Below are 12,939 nucleotides of genomic sequence, written 5' to 3' on the forward strand. Positions count from 1 at the left end.
TACATTTCAGACCAAATTCAATTGAAATTTAGTTTCTCGCTCTAATGTTTCAACAAATTTTTGAAGTGAAGCCTTGTCTGCAATTTGTGTGTTGATGCTAATTGAACGCTTTTTAGTTTTGATAACGATGTCACCAGCAAAAAATTCAACTTCTTTTATATCTTTAAAATATATTCTTGGCCAACCAAATTGTGATACAATCTTTTGGCTATCGTAACGGACAATTTGGTAATATAAAAATCCACACCATAAAATGATTTGTAGAAGTGAAGCGATAAAAGTCAAAACATTTAGATCAGAAAATAAAAATCCCCACAGACAAACAAGAAAAAATATAATCACAAACACGCTGAATGTTCTAATAAATAAACTTCTTCTTTTGTTATACTTCACAACCATAATTCAAATTTACAACATTTTTAAAAAACACATTGATGATTGAGAATGAAAGCATTTTTATTACTTTTACGGCATGGGATTAGATTTTTTAGACTTTAGAATTCTTGACCTTATCGATATTCTTTTGGTTGCTACTTTATTGTATTACATCTACAAACTAATTCGTGGAACGGTAGCCATCAATATATTTATAGGTATTGTCATTATTTATTTAGTTTGGAAACTTACTGATTTTTTGAATATGGAAATGCTCAGCAGTTTTCTCGGACTGTTTAGCAGTGTTGGTGCTGTGATGCTTATTGTGGTTTTTCAACAAGAGATACGGAAGTTTTTTATTCTGATTGGTTCAACAAATATTACCAGTAAAAATGGGATTTTTAAAAGTTTTAATTTCAGTAAACGTTCAACAGAAGACTTAAGTCATATTGATGAGGTGGTTAATGCTTGCCAAAAAATGAGTGAAACTAAAACAGGTGCTTTAATAGTGATAAGACGAAATTCTAATCTAGATTTTGTTAAAAATACAGGTGATCAGATGGACATCAAAATTAATGAACCCATTATTCAATCTATATTTTATAAAAACAGTACTCTACATGATGGTGCTTTGATAATTGAAGGTAAAAAAATCACAGCCACCCGTGCAATTTTGCCTGTTTCAAACGACCGAAAAATTCCTTTAAGGTTTGGATTAAGGCATCGTGCTGCGGTTGGCATTACTGAAAAAACAGATGCCTTAGCTCTTGTAGTGAGTGAAGAAACAGGACAGATTTCTTATTTAAAAAACGGAGACTTTTGTTTCTTTAAAGATGAACAAGATTTAGTAGATAAAATTAAAAATGACTTAATCTAAAATTAACGCAATCTTAATCAAGTTTGTCGTTTTTTAGAGTCGATAATAAGTCGTTAGCTTCCATAAAGCCACTTTTTCGCCATACCATTTCTCCAGATTTATAAATAACAAAAGTTGGAAGTGTTTTAATACGAAGTGCTTCCGCAAGCTCTTGGTTTTTATCTACATTGATTTTTATGACTTTAGCTTTGTCTCCCATTGCAGCAGCAACATCTTTTAGGATTGGGTGTACATGCTTGCAATTTTCATCCCATTCTGTATAAAAGTTTAATAAAATAGGAACTTGTAAATCAATGATTTCACCAAACTTTGACATAATTCATCAAATTTATTTTTAACTAAAGTAATACAATTAATACTGATAAACAAGTATTTTGGTTTTCAAAACCCTATTCTCGATACACTTTTCATAACCTTTTTGGTTGAGAAAAGCACTCCAATTGATCTATTCTTGACTTTATCATAATCGAACTCACGGAATATATAAAAAATATATGTTGGCAATAGTGGTCAATTTTAGTCAGGGTTTCCTCAGAAAGTCAGAATTTAAAGTTATAGATTTCGGGTTTGTTATAACCTGAGTTCGATTTATTGAAAGCTGTAAATCAGATGATTATATCTTTTTGTTAGCAAATTTTGTCATTTCGACGAAGAATGAGGAGAAATCTCATCCTATTGAGATGTCTCGTCGCTCATGCTTCGCTCTTTCGACATGACAAATGATTAAATATCTGTATTTTATATGAATATATTTTATTGGAATTTATATCGAACTCACGTTGTTATAAATAGAATGGCTCCAATCTAACTATTTAAAACCGTTGAAACGCTATGGATTGCAAATATTAGATTGTGAATGGATTTATCCATTTTTTATGATTTCAATTTCTTCCCTGTAAGTCATTGGAATAAATTTTAACACATTCATCCCAAGGAAAATGATAGGCTAATTTTACCCATCTATTATTTTGACTTAAATTCATTTGGCAAAGATTACCAAATTCTTCAAGTTTAATTACTGAAATTGTGAAGTCAGCTGAGGAATTGAAACGGATAGCAGGTTTCTGCTCCTAATCATCATATATTATTTTGTTTTCTGCTTTTTTAGTTTTGGCATATTGAAAGCCGTCTTGCCACCATTGGGTCATCAACTCTTTGTTGAAGATTAATGAATTTTCTGTAAGCTGAATGGGCGTGTAATACAAATTGAGCTTGACTTGACGTTGTATGGAGGCAAGTTTACCTTCGCGAACATCGTGTTTTTCGACTTGGTCAAGCATAAAGCCAAACAGATTCATTAGGAGTGAAAAAGGGTTTTTGCCCAAAATTTTGTTGTGCTCCATATTTTCGGCTTCGAGAATGATGGCATCAATTTCGGTTGCACCGCGACGAACGGCTTCCCTGATGGGCACCATGCTACCAAAACCACCATCGGCATAGTCTGAACCGTTTTTGGAAGCTAAACTCATAAATGGCACAAAATTAGACGACATCCAAATCCAATCAACAAAATCTTCATAATTAAAATCGTGTATAGATTTGTATTCTATTTTGTTTTTGGTGAGGTTAGATACTGTAACCACTACATCTTTACCACAACAGCGTGCTTGTTCAAACTCTGATTTTGAGAAGTGTTTTAGAATGGTTTTTCGCAGATTTTTACTTTCTCCAAAGGTGCGTTTGCGCTTGATGAACTGTATTACGGTGTTGAGATAGTTAATGGTAACAAACTCGCGGTTGTCTTTTTTTCGTGTTATAAATGGATTTAAACTAAAAATATCCGATTGACAGACGTTGGTGTAAATCTGTTTGACTTTTTGAGTATCGCCGAGTGCTAATTGCGATATCAACAAGCTTCCCGTAGATGAGCCTACAAAAAGTTTGTAGTCGTGCTGAACGACATCAATAAGGTATTCGGCTACACCGCCGGCAAAAGCACCTTTGCTTCCACCGCCAGAAATGACTAAGGCTCTCATAATATTTTATTTAGATAAGTGATTGTTTTAGTATCTAATCTTGGTTTTAAGTTATCGATTTGTGTTTTATAAGTCGGATTTTTGAGTAAAGTTTTAAACAATTTTCTACAAAAATCTCTAAAACGCCAAGTGTGATGAAAACAGCCGTCTAATAAATTAATGATAGCTTGGTCTGAAAATGTATCGATTTGATAGAGATAACCAAAGGCGTGTTCCCGAATCTGAAATCTGTATTTTGGTGATGTGTATTGTTCTAAGTCTTGATAGGTTTGTGATGTTTTGTCAGCTTGAAATTCGGGCGTTGCCAAATTGAGCGTAAGCCAGAGTTGTTTCAAGTTTTTATCTCGAAACCCTTCTTGGTTTTGCATTTGTGTTAAATATCGTTTTCGGTCTTCAGGAAAATTCATCCAAAGATTTAAAAAGGCATTTTCACGGGTTTGGTATGATTGGTCTTCAAGTAAACTTTCGTATTCTGTTTTTAATGCTAAAGGTACTTGAGTCAAACTTTCAGATATGGCTTGCCTGACCCAAAGGTCACTTGTGTTGAAAGCCTTTTTGTAAAGCTGTATCACTTTATCATTAGCAGGTGCGTTGGCTAATTGATAGACAGCTTCTTGAGCGATGTAAATATTGAGAGGAAATTCTAAAGCAGTTTCAATGGCTTCTATTTTATTATTTATACTCAAAGGTCGTTTGGCAATCAATTCAAAATATTTAGGAATAAATAATGAAGTTTCAAGTGCTGCCAAAGCTTGTTTTGCTTGAAAAGCGGACTGTTTAAACCATTGCTGTTCAAAGTCTGACAAATCAATATTGGTTAATGCCTTGACTTCGTTCATAAAATTATCAGTAGTGACGTTTTGAAATGCATATTTATTTAAGAAATTCTGCACCGCTTGGTCAAAAATCTCTTCGCCTACAATTTGATTGAGCATAAATATCGCCCAAGCACCTTTTTGGTAATAGGTTAATGAGCTGGCATTGGGTTTCAGTAGTTTTTCGCCTTGGCCATTGTCACTTGCAGTTTTTAGAGATTCAGCATATTCATAAAGTTTGTGGTAAAAATAATTGTCGCCAAATATCTGTTGTTCAGCTAAAAGTGCGTAGTAAGTCGCAAAACCTTCATGAAGCCAATGATGTTCTGAATTTGTTTCTGTAATTAAATTGCCAAACCATTGATGAGCTAATTCATGGGCGTTGACATTGACATAATTTCTATCAAAATATCCGATGCTATCAACCACAAAAGCATCAGAAAAAATGGTCAACGAAGTGTTTTCCATACCGGCATATAAAAAATCTCTTACAGGAACTTGTTTGTAATTTTGCCAAGGATATTTCACACCAATCTTGTTTTCAAAATAATCAAATATTTCTTTGGTATGTCTATAAGTTGGTTCTAATAAAAGAGAATCTTTTTTTAGCAAATATTGATGTAGCTCAACTCCAGAAGCTGATTGATTGATTTTTCTGATATAATCACCAACACTTATGGCAACCAAATAACTGCTCATAGACTTTTGCATATCATAAGACCAACGGCTTAAACTATCGTTTTCTCTCCATTGCTCTATGAGTTTGCCATTAGCTAAAGCACCGTAGTGTTTTGGGATAATGAGTGAAAGATCAAATTCAATTTTGTCATTCATATCATCAATACTCGGTAGCCAATGTGAGGTGTATTTGCCTTGACCTTGGGTAAAAATTTGATCGTTTGATTTTGTGTCGTCTTCAAAACCAACAAAATATAGTGTTTGTTTGGGTTTGGCTTGATAGCTAAAATTGATGTTGTAAATTTTATCAGGTTTAAAATTGCCTACAAACCAAATTTTATCAGTAGAAATATTTAGTAACACTTCAGCGTTTGAATTTATCAATTGAGCTGACATATTTTTAGCATCTAAAAAAATTGAATCGGTCTCTTTAGCGACATTAAAACTGAATGTTATTTTGCCTGAAACACTTTGGGTATTAAGATTTGGTTGAATTTCGGCTGAAATTTGTCGGATATCAAAATTTTTGTTTTGAGCTATTATTGAAGAAAAACAAAGTAAAAATCCTATGAAATACAGTCTAATCATAGGCTAAAAATACAGTTTGATTTTGAATAAGAGAAAAAAATATAAAGGAAAGCAAAATTTATTTTTCTTTAACCACAACAACAGAAGCCTTAACGCCAGTCAGTAAATTCCATACATTGTTAGAAACTACAAATCCAGCGTCGTCAGCAATACGAAGTTGAGCTGTGTTTGGACCTGATTGGCCTTGGTTGAGGGCAACAAACACAATTTTGTTGAAACCGACTTTCATCGGAATATCTAAAACGGTAAAACCTGGTCTGAGTAAAACATTTTCGGCTACAATTTCGCCGTTCAACAATACATTGACGCGATCGCCATCAAAAGCCATGTGGTCTCGAAACATGACTTTCATTTTATCAGAATTGCTATTGATGACGCCAAAATCCATATCGTTTTTGTATTTTTCACGGTCAAAATTTTTGCCTTCGTCACCTGTTTTGACTTTATATTGGCTATCCCAAACATTTCCAGGATCACTGTATTTACTCTTGGCCGTAAAGTCAACGCCTTGTTCTTTATTTTTATTTAAAAACATCCCTTCTTCCTCACGATTAGGAATGCCAAATGTGCTATTGGTTGATTTAGAGTTATTTGAAGAAAAAATATTACCACTTGATGTCCTGTTGCTCGCATCAATTTGAGCAAAAGACACCGAACAAAACAGCAAGAGCAAGAAAGTTAATATTGATTTCATAAAACAAATATAATCGGATTAATCAAATAGACTTACTATCAAAATGTTAAGATTGTTATTTTATAAAACAAAAAATCACAAAAATCCATTATGTTTGAGTTTTATAAATTTAAACACTACATGGCAATATCTGCAAAATCTATAACAAAATATTATCAATCTCAAAAGGCTTTAGATGAGGTAAGTTTTGATATTCCAAAGGGTCAAATTGTTGGGTTTTTAGGGCCAAACGGAGCAGGCAAATCTACCATGATGAAAATCCTTACAGGATATATCAACAATTATAAAGGTCTTGCAAAAATTAATGATACCAACATTAAAGATAATGCTCAAAATGTTCAACGCCAAATCGGTTATTTGCCCGAGCATAATCCGTTATATTTAGATATGTATGTCAAAGAATTTTTAAAATTTAATGTTGATATATACAAATGCTCACCCAAACGAATTCACGAGGTTATTGAGCTTACAAATTTAGGAAGCGAATCGCATAAAAAAATCCATCAGTTGTCCAAAGGTTATCGCCAACGCGTTGGTTTAGCTGCTGCTTTGGTTCACGATCCGGAAATATTAATTTTAGACGAACCAACAACGGGTCTTGATCCCAATCAATTGGTTGAAATACGTCATCTGATAAAAACTATTGGTCAAAACAAAACAACGCTTTTATCAACACACATCATGCAAGAAGTCGAAGCTATTTGTAATCGAGTAATCATCATGAATCACGGTCAGTTGGTAGCCGATGAAATGTTAGAAGATTTAGCCCATAACCAACAACAAATTATACATGTTGAGTTTGATTATAGTGTTGAGTTAGAAGCTTTAGAACGTCTTGATAAAGTTAAAAAAGCCAAAGAAATTGGATTATACGAATACGAATTGTATTTTGAAACTTCAATCGATATGCGCTCTTATGTATTTGATTTTGCTCACGATATTGGATTAAAAATAAAAACCCTCAACCGAAAACATCAAAGCTTAGAAGATTTATTTAGAGAATTAACCGTTAAAACATAAATTTTATGAAAACCCTTTTAAAATTAGCTGTTTTTATTTTCGTATCTAATATTTATGCTCAACAAAGTCAAAAAATATACAATATCATAGACAGTGTTTCAGCTGAACATATAGAAAAAGACATTCGAAAATTAGCAGGATTTGGAACAAGAAATACCTTTAGTGATACATTGAGCGAAACCCGCGGTATTGGTGCGGCAAGACGATGGATAAAAGCAGAATTTGATAAAATTTCAAAAGAATGTAATGGTTGTTTAGAAGTGTTTTATCACCGCACAATGGTTACTACCGACATGGGAAAACGTGTGCTAAAAGATGCTGAAGTTGTCAATGTGGTGGCTATTTTGAGAGGAACTCAAAATCGAAATTCGTTTGTGATGATGAGTGGCGATATAGATTCCAGAGCGTCTGATACTCAAGATTTCACAACCGATGCACCAGGTGCTAATGACAATGCAAGTGGAATGGCAGGCACAATTGAAGCGGCTCGCGTTTTGTCTCAATATAAATTCAAAAACAGCATAGCTTTTGTTGGACTAAGCGGAGAGGAACAAGGTCTTTTTGGTGGACAATTTTTGGTCAAATATGCTCAAGATAATAATTGGAACATCATTGGTGTTTTTAACAATGACATGATAGGCAATATTCAAGGTATTGATGGCGTGATAGATAACCGTAGTTTTAGAATTTTTAGCGAAGCCCATAATCCCACAGAAACAGAACGAGAGAGAATTATGAAACGTTATTATGGTGGTGAAGTCGATGGTAAATCTCGTCAATTGGCCAGATATATTCACAAAACCGTCAAAACTTATATGCCAGAAATGAACCCAATGATGATTTATAGATTAGATCGTTTTGGTCGTGGTGGCCATCATAAACCTTTTAACGACTTAGGTTTTGCTGGCGTTAGAATTATGGAAGCACATGAAAATTATATTTGGCAACATCAAGATGTTCGTGTTGAAAACGGGATAGAATATGGCGATGTTGTTAAGCATGTCAATTTTGATTATGCTAAAAAACTTACGGCAGTCAATGCTATTAATTTGGCAAGTTTAGGTTGGGCACCATTACAACCTGAAAATGTAGAAATCGGTGGAGCTGTTCAGCCATCTACAACATTAAAGTGGAAAAAATCTGAAGACACAAATGTGAAAGGCTATAAAATTTATTGGCGTGAAACCACTTCACCAATCTGGCAATACAGTCGTTATGTTGGTGATGTCAACGAGTTTACACTAAAAAATATTGTTATTGATAATTATTTGTTCGGTGTTGCTACTGTTGGCAAAAACGGCTTTGAAAGTGTGGTTTCGTTTCCTTCTGGCATATTGAGATAAAATATAAATCGAAAATTTAACTTTGATTATGTAACCTAGGGTTGTTTTTTACGTATAAATATATGTAGAAACAATTTTAACAGGATGAGACAACTCAAAATCACCAAACAGGTTACCAATCGCGAAACTGCTTCTTTAGACAAATACCTTCAAGAAATCGGTAAAGTTGACTTAATTACAGCCGAAGAAGAAGTAGAATTGGCACAACGCATTAAAGCTGGCGACGATAAAGCTTTAGAAAAACTGACCAACGCTAATTTAAGATTTGTAGTTTCCGTAGCTAAACAATATCAAAATCAAGGTTTAACTTTACCAGACTTGATCAACGAAGGTAATCTTGGGTTGATAAAAGCAGCAAAGCGTTTTGACGAAACCCGCGGTTTTAAGTTTATATCTTATGCCGTGTGGTGGATTAGGCAATCTATTTTACAAGCTTTAGCAGAACAATCTCGAGTTGTTAGATTGCCTCTTAATAAAATTGGCACAATTAATAAAATCAACAAAGCTTACGCACTTTTAGAACAAAACAACGAACGACCACCAAGTCCTGAGGAAATTGCTAAAGAATTGGATATGAGCGTGAACGATGTTAAAGAATCGCTTAAAAATTCTGGTCGCCATCAATCTTTGGATGCTCCTTTGGTTGAAGGTGAAGATTCTAATTTGTATGATGTTCTTAATTTTGGAGAATCGCCAAATCCTGATAAACAACTCCTTCACGAGTCGCTTCAAACGGAAATTGAACGTGCTTTAGAAACTTTAACGGCTAGAGAAGCAGATGTGATTCGCTTGTATTTTGGGTTAAACAATCAACAACCCATGACGCTTGAAGAAATTGGACAAATATTTAGTTTGACCCGCGAACGCGTGAGACAAATAAAAGAAAAAGGCGTAAGGCGACTAAAACATACCAATCGAAGCCGAATTCTTAAAAATTATTTGGGATAACAATTTGATGTGAAAATTTAAAATAATATCTGCATTTTTGCCGAAAGCTATTTTTAATTTTTCACATCAAATGCATCTCTCAGCGTATTGCCAATCATCATAAACGCCATGACTAAACTCATGATGGCTAAACCAGGAATAATAGCCAAATGAGCTTGACCAAGCACGATATAATTGTAATGTTCTTTAATCATATTGCCCCATGTGGGAATAGGTGGTTGTGCACCAATACCAAGAAAACTCAAACCACTTTCGATAAGAATTGCCGCTGCAAAATTTGCTGCAGAAATCACAATGACAGGTGCCATAATGTTTGGTAAAATATGTTTGGTTACTATCCGCCAATGCGAGTATCCCAAAGCATGTGCCGCGGTAATGTAGGGCATTTGTTTGACGCTTTTTACTTGTCCACGTACCACTCGGGCAACTTCTACCCACATGGTTAAGCCTACAGCGATAAAAACTTGCCAAAATCCTTTACCTAAAGCTAATGTCAAAGCGATGACCAAAAGCAATGTTGGAATAGACCAAGTAACATTGATAAGCCACATCACAAATTGATCTATTGCACCGCCAAAATAGCCGCCAAGTGCACCGATAAAAATTCCGATAACTAAAGAAATAAAAACTGCCACAAATCCAATAGACAAAGAAACCCGTGTCCCAATCAGCAATCGGCTGAGCATATCTCGACCATAGCGGTCAGTGCCAAGCCAATAGGTTTTGGTGTAAATATAATTTTGTTCAATTTCTCTGACGTTTTTAAAACGGTCTATAGCAATTCTTTCTTTAGGTGCTGTAGCGTCAAAAGGCGTGATTTCAACAAAGTTATTCTTTATTTGATAATCTTGAATAGGTATGATAGAATTGACTGATTTTTGACCAGTTAACCAAGATGTCCAAGAATTTTCTGCTTCGTTTTGATTAGGAATTTCAATGACTAAAGTTTCAAAACCAGGTGATTTAGAATGTATAGCCAACTGCATTTGATTGGCATTGACCGAATCGTCTGGTGCAATTACATAAGCTAAAAGTGCAATTAAAGCACAAAATACAATATAGCTTAAACTAAAAACGCCCCAAAAACGCGTTTTAAATTTTTGGAGCGCTAAGCTAAATAGTGATTGTCCTTTTGGACTTTTCATAACCTTATTTTTGTGACGAAGCTTCAGCCAATTTAAAGTTTTTGGTGTGTTGTCTCAAGTCTTCTAAAACAGAGACAGCTTCCTCTACATAGATGTCTTTTTGCAAGTTGTTGTGCCAGTTTTCTCGCTTATCTTTTAAAGTTTCATCGGTTTCAAAAGCATCAATTTCAGATGGTAAAGACTTAAAACTTAAGTCATTTTTGTAATTGTTGAGCGAATCAAATCTTTTGGCTTGAGCATCGGCTTCTTCAATTAATTGTTTATAAGCTTGAAAATTAAGCGGAAAATCATTTTTATCGCGTTGAGTTTTAATCCACTTAGCCTGTTCTTCAATCAAAGCAACTAATTGGTGATTGTCCATACGGTTTTGACTTTCTGAAACAATTTCTTCAAGGTTTTCATAGCCAGCCCAATCATTATAATCTGCTTGTTGAATTTTGTCATAAGGTAAAGGGTTTTCGTAATCTCTTTCACCAATATCGATAAATGAATAACGGTCTGGTATTACGACATCACTTTCAACACCTTTTAGTTGAGTTGAACCACCGCTGATGCGATAGAACTTTTGTGTAGTCAATTTTAATGCACCCATATCGCCTAAGGAATTATTACGCATCCAGCGGTTAAGGTTGGCTACATTTTGTACGGTTCCTTTGCCATAAGTTTGGCGACTGCCAATAATTACAGCACGTTTATAATCTTGCATAGCTGCAGCTAAAATTTCGGAAGCTGAAGCAGAAAGTTCATTGACCAAAATCACGAGTGGACCATCCCAAAGAGTGCCTTTTTTCTTGTCTTTTAAAACTTCGACATTGCCATCTTTATCTCTAACTTGGACTACAGGACCTTTATCAATAAACAATCCAGCCATTTCTATAACTGTTGATAAAGAGCCACCGCCATTATTTCTTAAATCGATTATAAGTCCTTGTACTTCAGACTTTTTTAGTTTTTTGATTTCTTTTTCAACATCAGATGCGGCATTGCGTTCATTATAGTTGTCCATATTGAAATAGAATTTAGGCAAATTGATAAACCCAAATTTTGTATCAGCTTTTTCAATGATGGTAGATTTAGCATAGGTTTCTTCTATTTCAACTATATCTCTTACAATGGTAATATTCTCAAAAGTGCCATCCACTCTTTTAACGGTTAATGTCACTTTAGTGCCTTTTGGACCTTTAATAAGTTCAACGGCGTCATCTAAGCGCATTCCAGTTATATTGACGGCTTGGTCTTCGTCTTCTTGTTTAACTTTTATGATTAAATCACCTACTTCTAACTCTTTGCCACGCCAAGCTGGACCGCCAGAAATAATTTCAACAATTTTCACATTGTCTCTTAATTTTTGAAGTCTTGCACCAATGCCTTCTAGTTTACCAGACATCGAAATATCAAAACGCTCTTTATCTCTTGGTGCTAAATATGCAGTATGTGGATCAAATTGAGACACGATTGTATTGACATATAAATTGAACCAATCTTCACGTCTTAAATCTTCAGAGTTTGAAAAATATCGCTCTATCGATTCACGGGTTTGGTCAATAGCTTCTTCTTTAAGTTCTTCGGTTGATTTTAATTCTATGGTATCACTTTTTTCTGCTTGAGCATTTTGGGTGTCATAGGCTGAATAATAATTAGATAGAAAAGAAAAGTTTAATTGTTTTCTCCAGCGTTCTTTTAAGGCTTTTGTGTTTTTGACATACTCCAAATTTTCGTAGTCTGTATTGATATGATCATCAGAATTCAAATCAAAATCATCTTCTAAAATAGAGCTGTAAAAAGCTTTAGTTTCATCAAGACGCTGTTGGTAACGGTTGTAAACTAAATTGAAAAAGCTGATATCTTTGTCGCGGATTTGATCATCGATTTCAGTTTCGTATTGGCTAAAATCCTTAAGGTCTTTTTGGGTAAAATGACGTTTCATCGGGTCAAGACTTTCAATAAATTCTTTATAAACCTGTTCTGAAAAGTCGTTGTCAATTTCACGCTTATCGTAGTGACCTTGGTCTATCACATAGGTTATGAGTTCAATTAGAATTTTATCTTTATCAGAACCTTCTCCATCAAATTTTTTAGCGGTGAAGCTACACGAGCTTACAGCCAAAAGCACAGCAATGCATAGTAATGCAAATTTATTTTTCATTAGAATATTGTTTATAAGTTTTCAAAATTATAAAATCAAAAGCACAAATTAAGCCAAATTAAAATTTTAAGCTAATAGATTTCACATAATAGTTTGTTAAAGAGTAGCTAAGCACTGTTTGTTTTGATTTGAATATTTGATTTTAAACTAGATAGCACTTAGTTATCGCTTTCATTAGTAATAATTTAAGCATTAAAACCAAAAAATATTATTTTAACCTGAGTTGGCTACCGTAAGCCTATTCTCGTATTGAACTTTTCTTGTCTTGCCATAAACATTTAACTCACTTCATTTTAAATTGTCATTTAAATAAGATATACAAGATAGGATTAAA

At 34.1% G+C, this 12,939-nt stretch carries 11 protein-coding genes; 4 read left to right on the top strand and 7 right to left on the bottom strand.

The window, feature by feature from the left end; translation table 11 throughout:
• Positions 1-6: 6 nt before the first annotated feature.
• Positions 7-393: a hypothetical protein gene (locus tag ACSSV5_RS01255; protein ID WP_454244453.1), complete on the bottom strand. Its 387-nt coding sequence runs from the start codon at positions 391-393 to the stop codon at positions 7-9.
• 79 nt (positions 394-472) lie between these two features.
• On the opposite strand from ACSSV5_RS01255, the gene cdaA reads away from it, so the two are divergent.
• A complete protein-coding gene (gene cdaA / locus ACSSV5_RS01260) occupies positions 473-1,252 on the top strand; it encodes a diadenylate cyclase CdaA (protein WP_454244454.1) in 780 nt (259 codons plus the stop codon).
• 13 nt (positions 1,253-1,265) lie between these two features.
• On the opposite strand, the gene ACSSV5_RS01265 is transcribed toward cdaA, so the two are convergent.
• The 4 genes from ACSSV5_RS01265 to ACSSV5_RS01280 all read right to left on the bottom strand — a co-directional run bounded on the left by ACSSV5_RS01265 (position 1,266) and on the right by ACSSV5_RS01280 (position 6,003).
• Positions 1,266-1,568 carry a thioredoxin family protein gene (locus ACSSV5_RS01265; protein WP_454244455.1) on the bottom strand — a complete coding sequence of 101 codons (303 nt, stop codon included), beginning with the start codon at positions 1,566-1,568 and terminating at the stop codon, positions 1,266-1,268.
• Positions 1,569-2,322: 754 nt separating this feature from the next.
• Positions 2,323-3,228, bottom strand: a complete 906-nt coding sequence (locus tag ACSSV5_RS01270; RefSeq protein WP_211065436.1) for a patatin-like phospholipase family protein — start codon at positions 3,226-3,228, stop codon at positions 2,323-2,325.
• Complete coding sequence (locus tag ACSSV5_RS01275) at positions 3,225-5,309, bottom strand: M1 family metallopeptidase (RefSeq protein ID WP_454244456.1); 2,085 nt, start codon at positions 5,307-5,309, stop codon at positions 3,225-3,227. The genes ACSSV5_RS01270 and ACSSV5_RS01275 overlap by 4 nt, the downstream gene beginning before the upstream one ends.
• 58 nt (positions 5,310-5,367) lie before the next feature.
• Complete coding sequence (locus tag ACSSV5_RS01280; RefSeq protein WP_211065438.1) at positions 5,368-6,003, bottom strand: hypothetical protein; 636 nt, start codon at positions 6,001-6,003, stop codon at positions 5,368-5,370.
• A gap of 120 nt (positions 6,004-6,123) precedes the next feature.
• Between ACSSV5_RS01280 and gldA the strand changes: the two genes are divergently transcribed.
• The 3 genes from gldA (at position 6,124) to ACSSV5_RS01295 (ending at position 9,314) form a co-directional block, all read left to right on the top strand.
• Positions 6,124-7,023, top strand: a complete 900-nt coding sequence (gene gldA / locus ACSSV5_RS01285; protein WP_454244457.1) for a gliding motility-associated ABC transporter ATP-binding subunit GldA — start codon at positions 6,124-6,126, stop codon at positions 7,021-7,023.
• A 5-nt stretch (positions 7,024-7,028) separates the two neighbouring features.
• Entirely contained in the window at positions 7,029-8,366 is a 1,338-nt protein-coding gene (locus ACSSV5_RS01290) for a M28 family peptidase (RefSeq protein ID WP_454244458.1), read from the top strand.
• A gap of 84 nt (positions 8,367-8,450) precedes the next feature.
• The gene (locus ACSSV5_RS01295; RefSeq protein ID WP_454244459.1) at positions 8,451-9,314 is read left to right on the top strand and encodes a sigma-70 family RNA polymerase sigma factor; all 864 of its coding nucleotides are present in this window, start codon (positions 8,451-8,453) and stop codon (positions 9,312-9,314) included.
• A 53-nt stretch (positions 9,315-9,367) separates the two neighbouring features.
• Here ACSSV5_RS01295 and ACSSV5_RS01300 read toward each other — a convergent pair whose 3' ends face one another.
• Both ACSSV5_RS01300 and ACSSV5_RS01305 read right to left on the bottom strand, forming a co-directional pair.
• The gene (locus ACSSV5_RS01300; RefSeq protein WP_454244460.1) at positions 9,368-10,459 is read right to left on the bottom strand and encodes an ABC transporter permease; all 1,092 of its coding nucleotides are present in this window, start codon (positions 10,457-10,459) and stop codon (positions 9,368-9,370) included.
• 4 nt (positions 10,460-10,463) lie between these two features.
• Positions 10,464-12,605, bottom strand: a complete 2,142-nt coding sequence (locus tag ACSSV5_RS01305; protein WP_454244461.1) for a carboxy terminal-processing peptidase — start codon at positions 12,603-12,605, stop codon at positions 10,464-10,466.
• Positions 12,606-12,939: the final 334 nt, after the last annotated feature.

The sequence above is a fragment of the Psychroflexus sp. MBR-150 genome (assembly GCF_053628795.1).